At 65.2% G+C, this 18220-nt stretch carries 25 protein-coding genes and 1 pseudogene; 8 read left to right on the top strand and 18 right to left on the bottom strand.

Features of this window, described 5'->3' with window-relative positions; genetic code table 11:
• Window positions 1-34: 34 nt before the first annotated feature.
• The 5 genes and pseudogenes from AC57BR_RS05090 to AC57BR_RS05110 all read right to left on the bottom strand — a co-directional run bounded on the left by AC57BR_RS05090 (window position 35) and on the right by AC57BR_RS05110 (window position 3400).
• The gene (locus AC57BR_RS05090; RefSeq protein ID WP_496358664.1) at window positions 35-1294 is read right to left on the bottom strand and encodes a multicopper oxidase domain-containing protein; all 1260 of its coding nucleotides are present in this window, start codon (window positions 1292-1294) and stop codon (window positions 35-37) included.
• 388 nt (window positions 1295-1682) lie between these two features.
• Window positions 1683-2294 carry a dihydrofolate reductase family protein gene (locus tag AC57BR_RS05095; RefSeq protein ID WP_496358665.1) on the bottom strand — a complete coding sequence of 204 codons (612 nt, stop codon included), beginning with the start codon at window positions 2292-2294 and terminating at the stop codon, window positions 1683-1685.
• A 77-nt stretch (window positions 2295-2371) separates the two neighbouring features.
• Window positions 2372-2654: pseudogene (locus AC57BR_RS05100) on the bottom strand (transposase); the annotation flags it as partial.
• A gap of 51 nt (window positions 2655-2705) precedes the next feature.
• Window positions 2706-3227, bottom strand: a complete 522-nt coding sequence (locus AC57BR_RS05105) for a DUF2269 domain-containing protein (protein ID WP_496358666.1) — start codon at window positions 3225-3227, stop codon at window positions 2706-2708.
• Window positions 3228-3232: 5 nt separating this feature from the next.
• Entirely contained in the window at window positions 3233-3400 is a 168-nt protein-coding gene (locus tag AC57BR_RS05110) for a hypothetical protein (protein ID WP_496358667.1), read from the bottom strand.
• Window positions 3401-3511: 111 nt separating this feature from the next.
• Between AC57BR_RS05110 and AC57BR_RS05115 the strand changes: the two genes are divergently transcribed.
• Window positions 3512-4117 carry a TetR/AcrR family transcriptional regulator gene (locus AC57BR_RS05115; RefSeq protein ID WP_496358668.1) on the top strand — a complete coding sequence of 202 codons (606 nt, stop codon included), beginning with the start codon at window positions 3512-3514 and terminating at the stop codon, window positions 4115-4117.
• A gap of 26 nt (window positions 4118-4143) precedes the next feature.
• Here the strand turns inward: AC57BR_RS05115 and AC57BR_RS05120 are convergent, their stop codons facing one another.
• The 13 genes from AC57BR_RS05120 to AC57BR_RS05180 all read right to left on the bottom strand — a co-directional run bounded on the left by AC57BR_RS05120 (window position 4144) and on the right by AC57BR_RS05180 (window position 13658).
• Entirely contained in the window at window positions 4144-4554 is a 411-nt protein-coding gene (locus tag AC57BR_RS05120) for a four-helix bundle copper-binding protein (protein WP_496358669.1), read from the bottom strand.
• 82 nt (window positions 4555-4636) lie between these two features.
• Window positions 4637-5131, bottom strand: a complete 495-nt coding sequence (locus tag AC57BR_RS05125) for a hypothetical protein (protein ID WP_496358670.1) — start codon at window positions 5129-5131, stop codon at window positions 4637-4639.
• Between the two features lie 171 nt (window positions 5132-5302).
• Window positions 5303-6187 carry a F510_1955 family glycosylhydrolase gene (locus AC57BR_RS05130; RefSeq protein WP_496358671.1) on the bottom strand — a complete coding sequence of 295 codons (885 nt, stop codon included), beginning with the start codon at window positions 6185-6187 and terminating at the stop codon, window positions 5303-5305.
• 93 nt (window positions 6188-6280) lie between these two features.
• Window positions 6281-6901 (bottom strand): DUF305 domain-containing protein, encoded by a 621-nt coding sequence (locus tag AC57BR_RS05135; protein WP_496358672.1) that lies wholly within the window; start codon window positions 6899-6901, stop codon window positions 6281-6283.
• Window positions 6902-7050: 149 nt separating this feature from the next.
• Window positions 7051-7521 (bottom strand): hypothetical protein, encoded by a 471-nt coding sequence (locus AC57BR_RS05140; protein ID WP_496358673.1) that lies wholly within the window; start codon window positions 7519-7521, stop codon window positions 7051-7053.
• Between the two features lie 86 nt (window positions 7522-7607).
• The gene (locus AC57BR_RS05145) at window positions 7608-9722 is read right to left on the bottom strand and encodes a copper-translocating P-type ATPase (protein WP_496358674.1); all 2115 of its coding nucleotides are present in this window, start codon (window positions 9720-9722) and stop codon (window positions 7608-7610) included.
• Window positions 9723-9792: 70 nt separating this feature from the next.
• Window positions 9793-10101 (bottom strand): heavy-metal-associated domain-containing protein, encoded by a 309-nt coding sequence (locus AC57BR_RS05150; RefSeq protein ID WP_496358675.1) that lies wholly within the window; start codon window positions 10099-10101, stop codon window positions 9793-9795.
• A 185-nt stretch (window positions 10102-10286) separates the two neighbouring features.
• On the bottom strand, window positions 10287-10439 hold the full coding sequence (locus AC57BR_RS05155; RefSeq protein WP_496358676.1) for a hypothetical protein: 153 nt from the start codon (window positions 10437-10439) through the stop codon (window positions 10287-10289).
• 101 nt (window positions 10440-10540) lie between these two features.
• On the bottom strand, window positions 10541-11128 hold the full coding sequence (locus AC57BR_RS05160; protein WP_496358677.1) for a DUF305 domain-containing protein: 588 nt from the start codon (window positions 11126-11128) through the stop codon (window positions 10541-10543).
• 157 nt (window positions 11129-11285) lie between these two features.
• Window positions 11286-11696 carry a four-helix bundle copper-binding protein gene (locus tag AC57BR_RS05165; protein WP_496358678.1) on the bottom strand — a complete coding sequence of 137 codons (411 nt, stop codon included), beginning with the start codon at window positions 11694-11696 and terminating at the stop codon, window positions 11286-11288.
• A 967-nt stretch (window positions 11697-12663) separates the two neighbouring features.
• Window positions 12664-12942, bottom strand: a complete 279-nt coding sequence (locus tag AC57BR_RS05170) for a hypothetical protein (protein ID WP_496358679.1) — start codon at window positions 12940-12942, stop codon at window positions 12664-12666.
• Between the two features lie 7 nt (window positions 12943-12949).
• Window positions 12950-13366, bottom strand: coding sequence for a DUF302 domain-containing protein (locus tag AC57BR_RS05175; protein WP_496358680.1), 417 nt, complete (start codon window positions 13364-13366; stop codon window positions 12950-12952).
• 34 nt (window positions 13367-13400) lie between these two features.
• Entirely contained in the window at window positions 13401-13658 is a 258-nt protein-coding gene (locus AC57BR_RS05180; protein ID WP_496358681.1) for a metal-sensitive transcriptional regulator, read from the bottom strand.
• A 122-nt stretch (window positions 13659-13780) separates the two neighbouring features.
• Here AC57BR_RS05180 and AC57BR_RS05185 point away from each other — a divergent pair, with 122 nt between their 5' ends.
• The 7 genes from AC57BR_RS05185 to AC57BR_RS05215 are packed head-to-tail and all read left to right on the top strand — an operon-like array spanning window position 13781 to window position 18195.
• Window positions 13781-14395 carry a rhodanese-like domain-containing protein gene (locus AC57BR_RS05185; RefSeq protein ID WP_496358682.1) on the top strand — a complete coding sequence of 205 codons (615 nt, stop codon included), beginning with the start codon at window positions 13781-13783 and terminating at the stop codon, window positions 14393-14395.
• A complete protein-coding gene (locus tag AC57BR_RS05190; protein WP_496358683.1) occupies window positions 14392-15150 on the top strand; it encodes a sulfite exporter TauE/SafE family protein in 759 nt (252 codons plus the stop codon). The genes AC57BR_RS05185 and AC57BR_RS05190 overlap by 4 nt, the downstream gene beginning before the upstream one ends.
• A gap of 22 nt (window positions 15151-15172) precedes the next feature.
• The gene (locus tag AC57BR_RS05195) at window positions 15173-15514 is read left to right on the top strand and encodes a rhodanese-like domain-containing protein (RefSeq protein WP_496358684.1); all 342 of its coding nucleotides are present in this window, start codon (window positions 15173-15175) and stop codon (window positions 15512-15514) included.
• A gap of 51 nt (window positions 15515-15565) precedes the next feature.
• Window positions 15566-15862 (top strand): rhodanese-like domain-containing protein, encoded by a 297-nt coding sequence (locus AC57BR_RS05200; RefSeq protein WP_496358685.1) that lies wholly within the window; start codon window positions 15566-15568, stop codon window positions 15860-15862.
• A 54-nt stretch (window positions 15863-15916) separates the two neighbouring features.
• Complete coding sequence (locus AC57BR_RS05205; protein WP_496358686.1) at window positions 15917-16276, top strand: thioredoxin family protein; 360 nt, start codon at window positions 15917-15919, stop codon at window positions 16274-16276.
• A 4-nt stretch (window positions 16277-16280) separates the two neighbouring features.
• On the top strand, window positions 16281-16808 hold the full coding sequence (locus tag AC57BR_RS05210) for a rhodanese-like domain-containing protein (RefSeq protein WP_496358687.1): 528 nt from the start codon (window positions 16281-16283) through the stop codon (window positions 16806-16808).
• Complete coding sequence (locus AC57BR_RS05215) at window positions 16783-18195, top strand: MBL fold metallo-hydrolase (protein WP_496358688.1); 1413 nt, start codon at window positions 16783-16785, stop codon at window positions 18193-18195. Before AC57BR_RS05210 ends, AC57BR_RS05215 begins: the two co-directional genes overlap by 26 nt.
• The last annotated feature ends 25 nt before the right edge of the window (window positions 18196-18220 follow it).

Below are 18220 nucleotides of genomic sequence, written 5' to 3' on the forward strand. Positions count from 1 at the left end.
CCGCCGTACCCCCGGGTGTTGGCTTCGCTCTGGCCTAGTGGCCCGTGTGGGTGGGTGCGGACCCGGTCGCTGCTGATTCGGTCACGGCGCCCTCGGTGCCGTCGGCGTTGAGGACCCGGTAGCGGGTGATCATGCCGGCGCTGATGTGGTCGTTGACGTGGCAGTGGAGCAGCCAGGTTCCCACGTCATCCGGGACCATGTCCGCCACCACCATGCTGGCCGGCAGGAGGTTGACCACGTCGGTGCGCATGCCGAGCGCCGTCACCGTGTTGCCGTGCCAGTGCGGGGTGTGAAGGTCCACCTCGGTGCCCATGCCCATCAGGTACCAGCGCACCCGTTCGCCTTTCTTCATGGTCAGCGCTTCGAGCGGTTCGTTGCCGTAGACGTAGCCGTTGATGGAGTGCATGAGGTTGCTCTCGCCGAAGTCCTCGTCTTCCACTTTCACCGTGGACGGCTTGCCGGCGAACTTGGCGATGTTGCGCTCCAGGTAGGGGCTGGCGTTCTCGTCGCTGACCTTGAACTGCAGGAAGAACTCGCGGTCGACGTCATTCGGGGTGCCGTCAGCCCGGGCCGCGCTGGCCTTGGTGATCACCATGGGTCCCACGAGTCCCGAGTAGTCGTCGGCCACCTCGTCGGTGTGGGAGTGGTACATCCACATCACGGAGCTGCCGTCCATGGGTCCTGGGCCGGCGCGCTCTGGCACCTCATAGGTGTAGGTGTACGTGGCACCGGGGGCCACGCCGTCGTCGTTCTTCGCGGCGCCGGACGTGCCGTCCGCGTAGGGGGCGCCCTCGCTGCTCTTGTCGTAGAACACGCCGTGGACGTGGACCGACGCCGGCCGGTCCAGGTTGTTTTTGAAGACAACCTTGATGGTGTCCCCGACGACGCCGCGGATCACCGGACCCTGGTAGCCGAGGTGCTCTTCGGCAGGCGTCCGCTTCTTGAGGGTTTTGAAGGTGTCGTCGGTGTAGGCCTGGTACAGGGATTTGATGTAGGTGCTGCCGATCCGGTCCGGTCCCTGCTTGGTGAACACCGAGGCATCCTCGTCGAACGGTTTGCCGGTGATCTGGTTCTTGCCGGTGGGGGCGTAGTTCCACTCAACCTCGTTGGCGGCGATGTAGTACGTGCGGGTCTGCGGCACGTAGGCGGTGGCGGTGCTGACCTTGGCGGTGGCCGGACCCGACGAAAACAGCAGCGGTGCCAGCGCGGCGAGGATTCCCAGCAGAATAGTGCCGATGACCCACACCGGCGGAAGCGTATGAGACCGCACCCCGAATAGTCCATGGTTGTCCATGGCGTTCCTCCCCTGAAATGTGTGCCGGCCCCAACAGCCAGGCTCCAATGCTCACGAAAGTACGGGCCGTCAGTTGTGAAATTCTTGGGGAACTCAAACAGATGGAACGTTCAACCCCCCGTCCAAGGGGGCAGGGTTTTCTCCCGGCTTACTTCCAGCCGCCGCCAAGAAGGGCGTGACAGCTAACTCTGCGGCATGTCACATAATCGAGTTTCCTCGGCGCGCCGCGCCGGGGCCGCGGCATTTGGCCAGCCTCAGGGACTGACTTCCTAACTCAGTCCGCGGCCAGCTCGCCGGCGTTCCCTTGATCATCCCTCAAGTTGATGGCACAGGGACTTCCTTGGCGTCTCACAACTCTAGTGTTTTGAGGCACGCAGGTTTTGAGACATCACTTCACGATGCGGAATGTCAGATGTGTGACACCTGCGCCCTCGATCACCCGGGTGCTCTCTAGCTCGATCGGCTCCGCGGTTTGGTCGAACAACCGGACACCATCCCCGAGGAGGACCGGCACCAGGTCTAGGTGTATCTCGTCGAGAAGTCCCGATCGGATGCACTGCTGTACCAGGTTCGCACCGATCACGCCGACGTCTTTGTCACCGGCGACCGCTTTCGCTTGCGCTATTGCGCTTTCGAGGCCGTCCGTGACGAACGTAAAGGGCGATCCTTCGTAAACCCACTCTTGCGGAACCGAATGGGTAAGAACAAACACCGGTACCCCCAAAGGATGTCCGCCACCCCACCCATGGGTAAGGTCGAATGTCCTCCGTCCCGTCACCAAAGCTCCTGTCGTTGTACTCGTCTCCCGAAGGTACTCGGCGGTTCGCGGCGAGACCTTGAACACCATCTCCGTGCCCGGGAGTCGATATTCGGTGTCGCCGCCGAAATACCAAGCCAAAAGCCGCTCGCCGCCCTCACCCATCGATGCTTCCGGACCGTCGTTCGGCCCAGCAATAAACCCATCCAGTGACGTTGCGTGCCCCGTACGAACTTTTCCCATCGCTTCGTTCTCCTACTCTGTTCGTCCGCCACGCGGACCTTAGCCCGGATCTTGCATGGCTGACGGGGACTATTTCACTAACGGTGTATCCGGCGGTTTCTTTTAGTAGGGTTTTCAGCTGCCGGGAATCGGTCGCTGAAGGTCATGGCGAAGCGTTCAAAACGGGACTCCAACGCACGGGCCATCGGGTCTTGCCGGCACCGGTCGGATCAGTGATCGGGTGATCAGATAGAGGCACTTTAGCGCAGCCTGCTCGGTGGGGAAATGGCGGGCTTTGACGGCGCGACGGTACCTCGCGTTCAGGGATTCGATCGCGTTGGTCGAGCAGATCACGCGCCGGATTTCCACGTCGTAGTCCAGCCTATAGAAACCTGATTTCTTCCCCGTCTTGATGCCGCATGGGGGCATGGATTATGAGTGGGGAACGGGCTGCTGCGCTCTGGCGCGCGTGCGTCCGTATTTGGTGATGCCGCGCGGTTTGTACAGCGAGAGCACGGTTGTCACGAGCAGCGCAAGGACGGCGGCTGCGGCATCTGCGATGAGCTGGATGCGCATGCCTGTCATGTCGGTGGGGGAGAGGTCGGAGACCGAGGCGATGCCGGCCATGTGGGTGACGGGCTGGAGGTGGAGGAGCAGCAGTGCCGTAGCGAGGGTGGTGATGATCAGTTTGATCAGGACCCAGTAGTGGCGGAACAGCCCCCAGACGGTGCCGAGTGCCTGGATGATGCCGGAGATCAGGGATGCCAGGCTCAGCGGGAAGATGATGGACCATCCGATCAGGTCCATGGCCAGGTAGGCGGCGCGCACCTGCTCAGGGTGGGTGCTGGTCAGCCCTGTTACTGCGAGGATCAGAAAGCATGCGACCGCGCCCAGCCAGCCGACTGAGCTGGCAACGTGAATTGTCAGGGCAAGCTTGCGCGGTCCCGATGCCATGAGCCTCATGGCTGATGGAGTCCCATGCCGCCTCCGGCCAGGTGCAGGATCACGAACGCGACCACCAGGACCACGCCGACCGCGATGAACGCTTTCACCCACCGCGGGGTCGATGACTCGGTCCTCCCCGGCTTATCGCTCTTTTCTGCCGGACGCCCTGGTTTGTCACTCATGCCTGCCCTAACTCCTGGGTTGGAATCTCGGTTGAAGCCGAGTTTTGTAAGACAGTATGTATCGTTCCTCGTCAGTCTGTCTATTGTGGTGTCAGGTTGTACGATTTTCCCATGCCGAAGCTGTGGAACGAGACGATCGAGACGCACCGGAGTGCGGTGCGGGCGGCGGTTCTGGACGCAGCTGCTGCGCTGGTCGAGGAGCAGGGGCTGGCCTCGGTGACGATGTCGCAGATCGCGCAGGCGGCCGGCATCGGGCGGGCCACGCTGTATAAGTATTTTTCTGATGTCGATGCCATCCTCACTGCCTGGCACGAGCGCCAGGTCCATGAGCACCTGCAGCAGTTGGCGCAGGCGCGGCTCAGCGCGGACGGACCCGTGCCTCAGCTGACAGCGGTTTTGGAGGCCTATGCGATGATGGCGTACTCCCGCCGGGGTGGTGCCCTGGCTGCGCGGCTGCACCAGAGTCCGCATGTCAGTCACGCCCAGCAGCACCTCAGTGGCTTCCTCACGGACCTGATCCGCGGTGGTGCTGAGGGAGGGGTTTTCCGCGACGATGTTGCTCCTGAGGAACTGGCCGCTTATTGTCTGCACGCACTCGAAGCCGCGTCCGGGCTGTCGTCCCGTGAGGCCGTGCAGCGGCTGGTGAAGGTCACCATGACCGGGCTGCGGCCCCCCGCGGGAGCATCAGACAGTTCAAGGCCTGCGGACGGCTCCTGAGCCGCCAGCCGCAGGACGGGGTGTGGTCAGGCCAGTGCGTGGAGGAGTGCGGTGCAGGCGGCTTCGCAGCGGCGGCAGGCTTCGGCGCAGATCCTGCAGTGCTCGTGCATGCCGGCATGCTGCTCGCATTCATCGGCGCAGGCTGCACAGGCTGCCCGGCAAGCCTCGAGCACCGGCCGGGTGATGGCTGTGTTGGTAGCGGTCTGACGGGTGAGAACGTTGCCGGTGGTGGCGCAAATGTCAGCACAATCAAGGTCGGTGCGGATGCACGCGGCGAGGTCACCGACCATTTTTTCGCCCAAGCAGGCATCGGCGCAGGCGGTACAGGCCTGGGAGCATTCGAAGCAGGCGGCGATGCATTCAGCGAGGCTCTCCATCCGGCCGGCATCGACGCCTTGCGGGTGGGAATTGAGCATGGCGCTGATGTGGTGAGTCATGATGCAGCTCCTGTCATCGGGGTGGGCAGCGGCGGCCGACCGGGGCCGTCACTGCCCACCCTAGACTTGTGCGAGCGGACCGTCAGCCCCGTCCCGGCCAGCCCCTTTGCGCATGCATCTGTCGGGAGCGCAGGGCCGCCTGCCGGGATACCTCTGCCAGACTGGCGCGGCCGCACGTGCGGTACAGGTCACTGGCCCATTCGAACTCCGCTGCCGCGTCCAGGTACCGTGCTTCGTCGGCGAGGCGCCTGCCGATGTGGTGACGGACCAGCGCTTCCCTGGTCCGGGTGAAGGCCAGGCGGAGTGCCTGCTCCTGGAGCGCCCCCGCCTCAGCCCACCGGTACTGGCGCTGGTAGGCGTGCGCGAGGACCAGCAGGGGTTTGAAGCGGTCCTGGGAGCGGGCCAGCAGCTGACGGCCTTCCCTGACTGCTTCGTCGTGGCGTCCGAGCAGGGACAGGATCCAGACACGCTCCAGTGGCGGGCACTCACCGAGCCGTGCCTCGACCGCGGGCCGGTCGAGGATCACATCCTGCAGCGCATTCGGGTCCGTGCGCCAGATGTCTTCGCCTTCGGTCACGGCATACCGCCGACGCCTGCTGATCCTGTCTCGGAAACAGAAGCGGGCACCCCTGGGGTGTGCCTCACCTGGTCACCCTTCCGGTGTGCGGGTTTTCGGGTTCCGGGGCCTTCAGGGAATGGCCGGAGTTGGTGACGGCGGGAATACGCGATGCTCCGATGTCCATGGCCCTTAGACAGCGTCAGATGGCCGGAAGGTCGTTCCGCCGTCCGTAGAGACGAAGATGCTGTCCGTAGTGGCGGCCCAGATCCACGGTTTGCCGTTGGCGCCCTTGACCGCTGCTACAGACATGACCTGGCCCTCGATCCTGCCCTTCTTGGTCCAGGTCGCACCGCCGTCGGTTGAGAGATGGACCGTCCCGTCGGGTTCGACCCCCGCCGCCTCACCAGGGTCGGCGAACGCGGCGAACTGGATCACGGGCCCGGACCTGGCCGGAGTCCAGGTGGTGCCGCCGTCCGTGGAGCGCTGGACCCCTTCCGGCGTGGTCGCCAGAACGGTGTCGCTGTCCGGGTGACCGGCCAGCACGGCGGGGGCGAAGCCGGCTGTCACTGTTTTCCAGGTCTTGCCGTCAGGGCTGGTGCGCAGTGTTCCGTCGAACGCGACGATGCCGGATTTGGTGGTGGTCAGCGCGTGGAAGTCTGATTCACCTTGGCGGGAGAGCTGGTCCCAGGTCTTGCCGCCGTCGACGGATTTAATCAGCCCGAGCGGGTTGGGAAGCTCGGAGCCTTCCCCGGGGTGGCCGGAGGCGTAGAAGACGCCCGGGTCTTTGCCGGCGGTGAACCCCATCAGGTCGTTGGTGCCGCCGATTTTGCTGGCGGGCTGTTTTGTCATGTCGAACAGCCCGTCGTGGGTGGCCAGCAGGACCTTGCTGGTGTCGCCGCTGACGGTCAGCCCGTGGATATGGGCGCTGGGCAGGCCGGTTCCGGTCTGCTGGCTGGATGACGCGCCGGCTGATGGTGCGGGCGCCGGTGTGCAGGCCGCCAGGGCGAGGATGAGGGCTGCGGTGCCGGCAGTGACGGTTGCGGCACGCTGCACGGTTTTGGGGGAGATGGGCATGGAAGGCTCCGGGAGATCGAGGGACAGAAGGGGACGCGGTGCCCGGCACCGGCCCTCCGCCAGGGCGGAGGGCCGGTGCAGTTTGCGGGCTGGCTAGAGGGCGGCCAGCAGTTTCTGCATCTCCTGGATTTCGGCTTCCTGGGCCGTGACAATGTCCTTGCTGAGCTTGACCGCGTCGGCATTCTTGCCGGCGGTGTTTTCTGTCTTGGCCATCATGACCGCCCCTTCGTGGTGGGCGATCATCTGCTTCAGGAAGAGCCGGGCCGCTTCGGCGCCCTGGGCGGACTCGAGCTTCGTCATGTCCGCGTCGCTCATCATGCCGTCCATGCTGTGGCCAGAGGGCATCTGCGTGGATTCGTTCCAGCCTTTTAGCCAGCCGGTCATGGTCTCGATCTCCGGGCCTTGGGCCGCCTTGATCTTGGTGGCTAGGGCCGTCACGTCGGCAGGCACGTTCTGCTTCTTCAGCATCATGTCGCTCATCTCCACGGCCTGGGCGTGGTGCGGGATCATCATCTGCGCGAAGGTGACGTCCGCGGCGTTGTGGTCCGCGGCCGCCGCCGGGGCACTGCTAGAAGGTGCGCTGGCCGAGGAGCTGCCGTGGTCCATCGGCATGGAGCTACCGGAGGCTCCGGTGCCGGATCCGGACGCGCAGCCTGCCAGAGCGATGGCCGCGGCGATGCCGGTTGCAGAAAGGGTCAGAAACTTCTTGTTCATGGGAAATCAGGTCCTTTTAAAACATCAGCTGGCGCACGGGCGCCGCAGGGATAGGGATGCATCGGTGATGCGTCTGACGGGCCCGCAGGAGGGGACCGGTCAGGGTAAAAGGGGCGTGCGCCGGGCGCGGCCGCGGCGCTGGGCCCTTTTTACGTCCTGCTGATGGACAGCTCGCAGGGTGACGGGCTGCCGGGAAGATAGGACCATTGGCCGGTAACAGCGCCGGCCGGCGCGGTGTTGTTGCTGATCCCGAGCACGAGGGTGCCTGGAGGCGGCGCGGCCATGGACGCGGTTTTCGCCAACGGGGTGCAGGCCACGGTCATGGCGTGCATGCTCGTGCAGTCGCCTGCCCCTGCGCACTGCTCAGGGATAGCCCCGGGCCGGTCCTGCTCCAGGGAGCGTTCTTGGTGGGAGACCGCCGCCGGGTGTCCGGCGTGGTCAGGGGAGACTGCCGTGGCATGCGGATCGGCGGCTGCCGTGGCTGAGGCCGGGGAGTGCATGGCGTGGGTGGCGGTCAGGACGTGCATGCCGAAAATACCGGCGATGATGGCCAGCACTGCAGTGAACAAGGCCGCACGGCGGAGGAACGCCATCACATCGCGGCGCGCTGGTGCAGTCATGACATTCCTCCGTTCCCATGCAGGTCTTGGCATCTAGGCTACCGGGCGCCGGGCGGAGGTGTCCGCCCGGTACCGGGGCCCCTAGGTCAACGAACCTGGGCCGGGTTCAGTTTCACCCGGCGCAGCAGCTGGGCGTTCAGGGCGACCACGATCGTGGAAACCGACATCAGGACCGCGCCGGCGGCCGGGGAGAGCACGACACCTGCGAAGGCGAGCACGCCGGCGGCCAGCGGGACGGAGATGACGTTGTAGCCGGTGGCCCAGATCAGGTTTTGCCACATCTTCCGGTAGCTGGCCCGGGACAGGTCAACCATCGAGAGCACGGCGCGGGGGTCGTTGCCGGCCAGGACGACGCCTGCCGATTCCATGGCGACGTCGGTGCCCGCGCCGATGGCGATGCCGACCTCGGCCCTGGCCAGCGCCGGCGAGTCGTTCACGCCGTCCCCGACCATGGCAACTTTCAGGCCGCGGCCCTGGAGCTCGGCGACCTTCTTGTCCTTGTCCGCCGGGAGGACTTCGGCGAAGACCTCATCGATGTTCAGCTCCGACCCCACGGCCTGCGCGACCTGCCGGGCGTCGCCGGTGATCATCGCGACCTTGACGCCCCGGTTCTGCAAGGCCTCGACGGCCTGGCGTGATTCGTCCCGGACGGCGTCCTCCAGGCTCACCGCTCCGAGGAGACGCTTTCCGTCGATGACGTGCAGCACGGCCGCGCCGCGGCCCATCCACTCTTCGGTGGTGCGGGACAGCTCCGCAGGCTCGACTGTCCCGAGTTCCCGCAGCAGGGCCGGTCCGCCGACCTGGACCGTACGGCCGTCGACCGAGGCGCGGACGCCGCGGCCGGTCATGGACGTGAAGCCGGTGGCGCGGGGAATGTCCAGGGCCCGTTCGCGGGCCGCCCGGACGATCGCGCGGGCCACGGGGTGCTCGCTGTCCGCTTCCACGGCCGCAGCCATGGCCAGCAGCTCCTCCCGACCCACTCCGTCGGCCGATGCAATGTCCTTCAGTTCCGGTTCGCCCTTGGTCAGCGTCCCGGTCTTGTCGAACAGGACGACATCGATCGTGCGCATCCGCTCCAGCGCCATCCGGTTTTTGATCAGCACGCCGGCCCTTGCGGCCTGCTCGGTGGAGATGGCGATGACCAGCGGGATGGCCAGTCCCAGGGCGTGCGGGCAGGCGATCACCAGAACCGTGACGGTGCGGGTGACCGCCTCCGGGACACTGCCCAGCAGGGTCCAGGCGATGAAGGTAATGACCCCGGCGCCGGCGGCGAAGTAAAACAGGAACGCCGCGGCCCGGTCAGCCAGGGCCTGCGCCTTGGAGGAGGATGCCTGCGCTTCGGCGACGAGGCGCTGGATCCCGGCCAGCGCTGTGTCGTCCCCGACCGCGGTGACCCTGACCCTGACGGTGTTATCGGTCGCGACCGTTCCGGCCACGACCGGGTCACCCTCTGAACGCAGGACCGCCTGGGACTCGCCGGTGATCATCGATTCGTCGAATTCGGCCTGTCCGTCGGTCACGGTCCCGTCGGCCGGCATCCTGGCGCCGGAACGGACCAGGACGATGTCACCGGTCTGAAGTTCGGTGACACTGATGGTTTCGGTCCCGGTCTCGGTGATGCGTTCGGCCTCATCGGGCAGCAGCGCTGCCAGGGCATCCAAAGCCCCCTGGGCGGAGCCGAGGGCACGCATCTCAATCCAGTGCCCCAGCAGCATGATCGCCACGAGCAGGGCAAGCTCCCACCAGAAATCCAGGTCGAAGCCGCCGAGGCGAAGGCTCGTGGCCCAGGAGGCGATAAAGGCCACCGTGATGGCCATCCCGATCAGCAGCATCATGCCCGGGCTGCGGGTCTTCAGCTCGTTCAGCCCGCCCTTCAGGAATGGCATGCCGCCGTAGAAGAAAATGACGGTGCCCAGCACCGGAGGGATCCAGGACGCGCCGGGGAACTCCGGCGGCATGTAGCCGAGCAGGTGCGCGAACATCGGACTGAAGTACACCACCGGCACCGACAGGGCCAGGGTCAGCCAGAATCTGTTTTTGAACATCGCCGTGCTGTGCCCGGCATGCTGGCCATGGCTGTGCACGACATGGTCATCGTCGCTCCGGTGGCCGGCATGCTCCGGGGTGTGGTCCGTGGTGCCAGGCTCGGCTTCACTGACCGTGCCGGCATGGTGGTTGTGGTGTTGCGTGTGGTCTTCCATGGTTCCTCCTCGAGAGGGGATCCGGGCCGGTGCGCTGACGGGAAACCGGTCGCGCACCGGCGAACCCTTGCTAAGTGGTGATCAGGCTGTAACCGGAGGAGGTAACAGCGTCACGGAGGGCCGATTCAGCGGCGGTTCCGGAAACAACCAGGCGCGAGCGGCCGCCGGGGACGAGTTCAACGGACGCCGCATCCACGCCATCCACCGCGGCGACGGCCTTCTCCACCGTTTGTACGCAGTGACCGCAGGTGAGGCCTTCGAGGGCGTATGCAGCATCCCCTGCCGCGGTCACATCGTTGGCGTCCCCGGTTGAGCAGCAGCTGCAGCCGGACGCGGCCGATGCCAGAGGCAGTTCTTCGCGGGATTCGGTTCCACACATGTCAGTTCCATTCCTTCAAAACGGTTCGATTCGATGGGTGCTGGGGTTGAACGGCTGTGACGGCCGGCGGATCGCGCGGCCTGGACATACCACTTCACTGACAACACCCACAATATACCCCCTGGGGGTATATTGTGCAAGCGAAAACTGCTGCCGCAAACCAAGTTGGTTACGAGTGCTGACGCCTATTTCCGGCGTCTGATCGCCTGGAGGAATCCGATGACACCGACCAGGCCCAGCACAATCCCCAGAGCGTTGGAGACTGGATCCGCGGCGAAAATAGCCAGGGCGATCCCGGCCAGGGCCAGAAGGGCCCATGCAGCCATTGCAACGTTCATGCCCTCCTCCTTTGGATGGCGTCCGTTCCGGCCTTTTTCGGAGACGTAGAACCGTTGGCTCCGGTTGTCGCCGTTGGGGACGCATCCCTGTAGTACTGGGATCAGTTGGATCCGTACCGGTCAAGGATGGATTTCATCTGGATGATTTCTGCCTGCTGGGACTTCACAATCGAATCGCACAGCTCGATGATTTCCGGGTCGGTGATGTCCGATTCCTGGCAGACCAGGATCGCGCGGGAGTGGTGCGGGATCATGGATTTGAGGAACTGCTCATTTCCAACGAATGTTTCCGTCCTTCCCAGCGCGAACACGCCGGCAAAGAGCGCAGCGAACCCGACCAGTAAGGCGATGTTCGCTTTCTTGTTTTTGAACATCGACCACATGCCGATGATCATGACGATCGCCATCGCGGAGACCATCAGCAGTGCCATCCAGAAGTTGCTCAGGTTGAAGTAGAAGTGATCGATCGAGCGGACCATTGACATCGACAACACCCACATCAGCCCCAGGCTGACCAACAAAATGACACCGAATTTCACATACATTCGGGCCGAGCCGTGCCCGCCGGTGCCGTGTCCGGAGTGGTTGCTGTCGTTGACGGCCGGGGCGCCAGGTTGGTGCTGTTCTGCTTGCTGTTGCCGGTGACCGCCGTTTCCGGGGCGGCTTCCGGGGTGATTCTCTGCACTCATGGAGGGGGACTTCTTTCAAGTCTGCAGCCCCACTCCCCGTCTGTGCGGGAGCACAGCCGGGAAAAGGTTCTGAACGGGATTTTGCGGGATGAATGGGATTTTGCGGGATCTGGATGGGGCGTCGATCCCGAACATTGGCCGTGTTTTGGAAGTGGTTTTAGCCGAGCGAGGATAGAAGTTCCTGGCATGCTGTCTCGCAGCGGCGGCATGCCTCGGCGCAGACCCGGCAGTGGGCGTGCATTCCGGCGTGCCGTTCGCACTCGTCACCACAGGCTTTGCAGGCGGTACGACAGGCCTCCAGGACGGCGCGGGTGAGGTTGGCATCGTAACCGGTGTGCCGGGACAGGATGTTGCCGGTCGTGACGCAGATATCGGCGCAGTCCAAGTTGGTGCGGATGCACTTGGTCAGGTCCGCGACCATGTCTTCGCTCAGGCACGCGTCGGCGCACGCGGTGCAGGTCTGAGCGCACTCGAAACAGGCCTCGATGCACTGGACAAGCTTTTCCTTGTCCACCCCGCCAAGATCCTTCGGGTAGGTATCGAGCATGGACGTTACATGGTGGGTCATTGGTTTCTCCTCAAATACGCTGCGGCGAATCCAAGATTTGCCGCAGCTGTCACCTATCACTTGTTGGTCTGACCCTCGTCGGGCCGGGCGGCCGGTTCGACGGCCATTCGGCAGCTGCTGCGCACCAGCAGATGGCGCAGCATGAAGGTGCCGGCTTACGTCCGGCTAATAGACAGGGCCGTTAATGACGGGGCCAGATAATCGCGTTTTTCCACCACTGGATCAACCGAACCAGGCGGCACATCACTGTTACTGGAAGATGACAGTTTCGCCGGCACGGACGCGACAGAGGCAGGTTCGGGATAAGCCCGCTGGGACGAGGTTATGGCCTTGGGTGTGTTCTCCTGCTGACAGCAGCAGGCATGCCGGGACGGTGACCGCATGGGATCATCCGCGGCCGCGGTTGCCACTGGGCCCTTGCCCTGCACGGCCGTGACCGCCGCCGCAGGGTGGGAGGCGGTCACGGCTACAGCAGCCCCGCGGTCGTCCATCTGCAGGCACAAGGCAGCCGCGGCAGAAGTCGTGAACGCCAACAACAGTGAAAGGCCCAGCACGGCCCGCACCACCGCCTCAACGGTGACGCTCGTTCTTCCGCGTTCTGGTCGTGAAATGGGCCTGCCTCCGGTCTCACCGGTCAGTTCAGAACCCAACCCTAATAAAAGATCAGCATGCTGACTAGTCCGGCCCGGTTCCTGCTGGAACGTCGGCACCGGGGTACCGGCATGAGCATGAGGGCGATTTTTACCCCATTCATGAGCCCTGTGCCCGAGCCGCCAGCCCTAGGTCGTCTCGTAACCCTTTGATTTCCGAGACGTGCCAATGAGCGCCTGCACCAGGGTTGGTCTCCAGTTTTTACACCATTAGGGCGACGCTACAGCCTGGCGTAGGCCCAGCCGTCCCATTGGCGCCGGGCGAGGTGGGCGATGGCTGCGGGCACGGTTCCGACGCCGGGGGTGAGGTCTTTGTCTTACATGCCTGCTGAGCGCATGCTGTTGCCGCAGGCGGGGATGTCCACGTGGAGTTGCCCGGCGTTTGTGATGGCTTCGGTGGCGGGCGTGCTGGTGGAGAGGTGCTTGACGCCGAGGCCTTGGATTACCACTTCAATGTGAGCTCCCTGGCCGAGAGCGGCGCGGGCGTTGGCGGCGCTGCGCAGGATGCCGGTCAGGGCTTCCTGTTCGAGCGGGCTGGCGGAGTGGATTAGCAGGCCGGGCCCGGCCTGCACGGTCTCTGGCAGCGTTGTTTGCACGAACAGCCTACTTCGCCGCTTCGTCCAGGTCGGCGAGGGCCTTCCGGAGGCGGGTGCCGGCGTCGTCGGCGATCTCCTTGACGGCCGGTGCGGCGCTGAGCTGGACCATGGTCTGGGGGTCAATGGCTTCCACCGTGGTCGCGTCTGCATCCTTGCTCCGGCGCACCACGACATTGCACGGCAGCAGCGCGCCGATTTCGGGTTCGGCGGCGAGGGCGCGGCTGGCCAGGGCCGGGTTGCAGGCACCAAGGATCACGTAGTCGCCGACGGCATCGGCGGCTTCAGCACCAAGCTTGGCTTCGAAGGTGGAACGGACGTTGATTTCGGTGAGGATCCCGAACCCTTGAGCTGACAGGGCGTCCCGGGTGCGGTCCAGGGCTTCGGCCCACGGAAGGGCGACGGTGGTAGTGAGTGTGTACGTCATGGGTCTCCTTGAGGTAGCTCGAAAGTCGGACTGGTCAGGCGAGGGAAAGGAAGAGCTTTTCTAGATCTTTCCTGTCCATCGATGTGTCCTTCTGGACAATGCACTGCTCAAGGCCCGTGGCGATGATGGCGAACCCGGCCCGGTCCAGCGCCTTGGACACGGCCGCGAGCTGGGTCACGACATCCTTGCAGTCCCGGCCCTCTTCAAGCATGCGGGTGACAGCGGACAGCTGGCCCTGCGCGCGCTTGAGCCGGTTGATGACAGGGGTGAGTTCTGAGGGATTGAGTTCCACGGGTTTCTCCAAATATCGATGACTTCCCTCAATCTTATACCCCCTAGGGTGTTTTGACTACCCCCCGGGGTATCTGGAATACTCGGTGGGGTATCCACCCGACCCCTTCCGAGAGGCCAACCATGACTTCCCCTTCCACGGCACCCGCTGTTACCGCACTTGCCCCTGAGACCCTCCAGTCCTGGTTCAAGGAGGACCAGGACCTCGTGGTGATCGACGTCCGCTCCGCCGCTGAGTTCGAGTCCATGCACATCCGCGGCTCCTACAACGTGCCGCTGCCGCTTTTGTCCGAGCACACCGACGAGTTCGCCGCCCGCCTTGGCTCCCGTGTAGTCCTGGTCTGCCAGTCCGGCGTGCGCGCCGAGCAGGCCCGCCAGCGCCTGGCCAAGGCCGGAATCGACACCGCCTATGTCCTGACCGGTGGTGCACCCGGTTTCGCCACCGCCGGCGGGGACGTCGTCAGGGGTAAGGACCGCTGGGACCTTGAGCGGCAGGTCCGCCTTGTGGCCGGGTCCCTCGTGGTCCTGGGCCTGGCCGGCGGCAAGTTCGTCTCTCCGAAGATCCGGACCCTCGCCGGGGTCATCGGGACCGGCCTGACGTTCTCGGCCGCGACCAACACCTGCGCCATGGGCCAGGCCCTCTCGGCCATGCCGTGGAACAAGGCCGCCAAGGAGCCCACCCGCGAAAGCGCCATCCTGCAGCTTCCCCTGCAGACGGTTGAGGACGCCGCGGCATGATTCCAGCCCTGGCTCTGGGGCTCGTCGTCGGCATTGTCCTCGGTGTTGTGGGCGGCGGCGGGTCCATTATCGCCGTTCCGGCCCTGGTGTACGGGGTGGGCATGACCCCGGCGCAGGCGATTCCCACGTCGCTGCTGGTGGTGGGCGTATCCTCGCTTGCCGCGCTGCTGCCCAGGGTCCGGGATGGCCTGAACTGGCCTGTGATCGCACTGGTCGGGGCCGCCGGGATTCCGGCAGCCTGGGCCGGCGCGGCCGTGGGCAAACTGCTGGACCCGAACATCCTGATGCTGGCATTTGCCGTGATCATGGTGGCAGCTGGCATCCGGATGCTCATGAAGTCCCGCGAAACTGAAGGGTCCTGCAGCACGGGGCCGCACCGGGCGTTCCGGTCCTGCGCCCCCAAGGCCGTCGGCGTGGGCCTGCTCGTGGGGTTCCTCACCGGACTGCTCGGCGTAGGTGGCGGCTTCCTCATCACCCCCGCACTGACCATCTTTCTGGGCCTGCGCATGAAACAGGCCGTGGGAACCTCGCTGGCAATCATCGTCATCAACTCCGCCGCCGGGTTCAGTGCACACGCTGCCGGATACACCATCGACTGGGCCACCACACTGTCGTTCGCCATCCCGGCCATCGTGGGATCGGTGGTTGCCGCACGGTTTGCCCGCCACCTGCACGACAAGCACATCCGTATCTCGTTTGCGGTACTCATCTTCGCCGTCGCGGCGTGGGTCACCGCCGGCGCGGTCACCGCCTGACCCATCTATAGAGGAGAACACCATGGGACTGATCGATTCCCTCAAGAAGGCCTTCAGCAAGCCCTACAAGACAATCTCCGTAGCCCAGGCCAAGGACCTCCTGGGCTCCGGGGCCACGCTCATCGACGTCAGGTCAGCCCAGGAGTGGCGGACCGGCCGGGCTCCCCAGGCCAAGCATGTCCCCCTGGACAGGCTGCAGGCCAGCACCACCGGCATCCAAAAAACCCGTCCCGTGATCGCCGTCTGCGCCTCCGGCGTCCGCTCGGCCTCAGCAGCCCGACTCCTCGCCGCCAAGGGATACGACGCCTACTCAGTGCGCGGCGGCATGGCCGCCTGGCGCCAGGCCGGCGAACCCGTCCGTTAGGCAAGCAACAACTTGCACACACCCAGCCGAACCACTTCGAAGGAGAACCCCATGGCTGAAATCACCATCACCGAAGCCGAACAGCGCCGCTCCACCGCCCGGATCCTTGACGTCCGCGAGGACTTCGAGGTCGCCGAAGGCATGATCCCCGGCGCCCTGCATATCCCCATGGGCCAGCTGCAGGCCCGCCTGGGCGAGCTGGACCCGGCCGTGCCCGTGATCGCAGTCTGCCGCAGCGGCAACCGCAGCGCTGCCGTGGCCGACGCCCTCAACGGAGCCGGCTACACCGCGGACACCATGGCCGGCGGCATGACCGCTTGGACCCGCGCCGGCCTCCTCACCACCTAAGCTTCACCGCCCCGCCGACACACCCAAGACCACCCCCGAAGGGAACGAAAGACGATGGCAACCATCGACCTCACCGAACAAAGCTTCGCCCAGACCCTGGAGAGCAACGAGATCGTCTTCGTTGACTTCTGGGCAGCCTGGTGCGGCCCCTGCCGCCAGTTCGCACCCACCTACGGCGCCGCCTCCGAACGCCACCCGGACATCACCTTCGCCAAGGTGGACACCGAAGCCGAACAGGCCCTCGCCGCAGCAGCGAACATCACCTCCATCCCCACCCTGATGGCCTTCAAGGACAAAACCCTGGTCTTCTCCCAGCCCGGAGCGCTCAACGCCACCGGCCTCGAAGAAGTCATCCAGGCCGTCAAGAACGTCGACATGGCCAAACTGCGTGCCGACGCCGCCCAGAACGTGTGACGCGATGCCGGGCGACCATGCGTACCGCACGGTAACGGCAGACGAGCTCGCCACGGTGTGGCCCCGCGCCGCGCTGGTGGACGTGCGGAGCCGGGAAGAGCATGCGACCGCACACGTCCCTGGGAGCCTGAACATCCCTCTGGACGAATTGCCCTCCCGGCTTGCAGACCTGCCCGGCGGCACGCTTTACCTCATGTGCGGGTCAGGAAAACGCAGCAGCCAGGCCGCGCGGATCCTTACCGACCGCGGATACCAGACGGTCAACGTGGCCGGCGGGATCACCGAGTGGTACCGGGCAGGCCACCCCGTCACCTATCAACCCACCCCGGAAAACCCGCCGCAACAACAGCCGGGCCATGCCCGGGCAGGCCTGCCAGTCTCCTGCGCAAGCTGTTCCACAGTAAAACGGCCTAGGCTGCAGTCCGCTTGCAGGATACCCCGGGGGGTATCTATACTGGATTCAGAACCAAGCCCCCAAACCCCTTTCAACCGAAGGAGATCACCAGATGCTTATCGAGCGCATTTACGATGAAGACCTCGCCCAGGCCAGCTACCTGATCGGCTGCCAGGCCAACGGCACCGCCGTTGTTGTCGACGGCCGCCGCGACATCGCGGTCTACCAGGAACTGGCTGAAAAGAACGGCATGAAGATCATTGCCGTCACCGAAACCCACATCCACGCCGACTACCTCTCCGGCACCCGTGAACTCGCTGCCGCGACCGGCGCGAAGATCTACGTCTCCGGCGAGGGCGGACCGGACTGGCAGTACGAATTCGACGGCGAACGCCTCTACGACGGCGACAAGATCACCATCGGCAACATCAGCATCCAGGCCGTGCACACCCCTGGCCACACCCCCGAGCACCTGTCCTTCCTGGTGACCGACGGCGCGTTCAGCGACCAGCCCGGCTACCTGCTTTCCGGTGACTTCGTCTTCTCCGGCGACCTGGGCCGCCCGGACCTGCTGGACGAAGCCGCCGGCGGCATCGACACCCGTTTCGAGGGTGCCAGGCAGCTGTTCGCCAGCCTCCGCGACAAGTTCCTCACCCTGCCGGACTACGTCCAGGTCCACCCCGCCCACGGCGCCGGCAGCGCCTGCGGCAAGGCCCTGGGCGCCATCCCCTCCTCCACGGTGGGCTACGAACGGCTCTACGCCTGGTGGGGTCCGTACCTGGCCGCCAACGACGAGCAGGGCTTCATCGACGAACTGCTCGACGGCCAGCCCGACGCCCACGCCTACTTCGGCCGCATGAAGCGCGAAAACCGCCTGGGCCCGGACGTCATGGGCGACCGCGCCCCGCTGCCCGAGCTCTCCACCGGGATCGTTGCCGCGGGCCTGGCAGCAGACACCCTGACCTTCATCGACACCCGTTCCAACAGCGACGTTCACGAAGGCACCGTGGCCCGGTCCCTCAACGTTCCCGCGGGCAAGTCCGTGGCCAGCTACGGCGCCTGGGTGGTCAACCCGGAAACGGACAAGAACCCGCTGGTCCTTTTGGCCCAGGACCAGGAACAGGCCCAGGACATGTGGGACCACCTGGTCCGCGTAGGCATCGACAACGTGGCCGGCTACGTCACCGGCATCGACGGGCTGCCCGCCTTCACGCCCCAGCTGATCCAGCCCGAGGAACTGCCGGGCTTCGACGCCGCCATGATCCTGGATGTCCGGAACAAGACCGAACACAAGGCCGGACACATCCCGGGCTCGTACCAGCTCAGCGGCGGCCGCCTCCTGTGGCACCTCGATGAGCTCCCTGCCGGCGGCACCATCGTGTCCTACTGCCAGTCCGGCGTGCGGAACTCCGTAGCCGCCAGCGCCCTGCGGCGTGCCGGGTACGACGTCGTCGAACTCGACGGCAGCTACGCCGCCTGGACCATGTGGCAGCAGACGCGACAGAACGCCGTCTCAGCAAAGTAGCCCCCAAAGACCGCCCGGGCAGGAC

It is taken from the genome of Arthrobacter sp. BGA-UO-ETr-C19, assembly GCF_059568005.1.

Coding starts and splice junctions, on each gene's coding strand:
- AC57BR_RS05105 (WP_496358666.1), bottom strand. CDS start 3,227: ATGGCATCGGGACCGCGCAAGCTTGCCCTGACAATTCACGTTGCCAGC.
- AC57BR_RS05095 (WP_496358665.1), bottom strand. CDS start 2,294: ATGGGAAAAGTTCGTACGGGGCACGCAACGTCACTGGATGGGTTTATT.
- AC57BR_RS05165 (WP_496358678.1), bottom strand. CDS start 11,696: ATGACCCACCATGTAACGTCCATGCTCGATACCTACCCGAAGGATCTT.
- AC57BR_RS05215 (WP_496358688.1), top strand. CDS start 16,783: ATGCTTATCGAGCGCATTTACGATGAAGACCTCGCCCAGGCCAGCTAC.
- AC57BR_RS05205 (WP_496358686.1), top strand. CDS start 15,917: ATGGCAACCATCGACCTCACCGAACAAAGCTTCGCCCAGACCCTGGAG.
- AC57BR_RS05160 (WP_496358677.1), bottom strand. CDS start 11,128: ATGAGTGCAGAGAATCACCCCGGAAGCCGCCCCGGAAACGGCGGTCAC.
- AC57BR_RS05090 (WP_496358664.1), bottom strand. CDS start 1,294: ATGGACAACCATGGACTATTCGGGGTGCGGTCTCATACGCTTCCGCCG.
- AC57BR_RS05140 (WP_496358673.1), bottom strand. CDS start 7,521: ATGACTGCACCAGCGCGCCGCGATGTGATGGCGTTCCTCCGCCGTGCG.
- AC57BR_RS05110 (WP_496358667.1), bottom strand. CDS start 3,400: ATGAGTGACAAACCAGGGCGTCCGGCAGAAAAGAGCGATAAGCCGGGG.
- AC57BR_RS05145 (WP_496358674.1), bottom strand. CDS start 9,722: ATGGAAGACCACACGCAACACCACAACCACCATGCCGGCACGGTCAGT.
- AC57BR_RS05135 (WP_496358672.1), bottom strand. CDS start 6,901: ATGAACAAGAAGTTTCTGACCCTTTCTGCAACCGGCATCGCCGCGGCC.
- AC57BR_RS05175 (WP_496358680.1), bottom strand. CDS start 13,366: ATGACGTACACACTCACTACCACCGTCGCCCTTCCGTGGGCCGAAGCC.
- AC57BR_RS05190 (WP_496358683.1), top strand. CDS start 14,392: ATGATTCCAGCCCTGGCTCTGGGGCTCGTCGTCGGCATTGTCCTCGGT.
- AC57BR_RS05130 (WP_496358671.1), bottom strand. CDS start 6,187: ATGCCCATCTCCCCCAAAACCGTGCAGCGTGCCGCAACCGTCACTGCC.
- AC57BR_RS05155 (WP_496358676.1), bottom strand. CDS start 10,439: ATGAACGTTGCAATGGCTGCATGGGCCCTTCTGGCCCTGGCCGGGATC.
- AC57BR_RS05210 (WP_496358687.1), top strand. CDS start 16,281: ATGCCGGGCGACCATGCGTACCGCACGGTAACGGCAGACGAGCTCGCC.
- AC57BR_RS05115 (WP_496358668.1), top strand. CDS start 3,512: ATGCCGAAGCTGTGGAACGAGACGATCGAGACGCACCGGAGTGCGGTG.
- AC57BR_RS05200 (WP_496358685.1), top strand. CDS start 15,566: ATGGCTGAAATCACCATCACCGAAGCCGAACAGCGCCGCTCCACCGCC.
- AC57BR_RS05150 (WP_496358675.1), bottom strand. CDS start 10,101: ATGTGTGGAACCGAATCCCGCGAAGAACTGCCTCTGGCATCGGCCGCG.
- AC57BR_RS05195 (WP_496358684.1), top strand. CDS start 15,173: ATGGGACTGATCGATTCCCTCAAGAAGGCCTTCAGCAAGCCCTACAAG.
- AC57BR_RS05120 (WP_496358669.1), bottom strand. CDS start 4,554: ATGACTCACCACATCAGCGCCATGCTCAATTCCCACCCGCAAGGCGTC.
- AC57BR_RS05185 (WP_496358682.1), top strand. CDS start 13,781: ATGACTTCCCCTTCCACGGCACCCGCTGTTACCGCACTTGCCCCTGAG.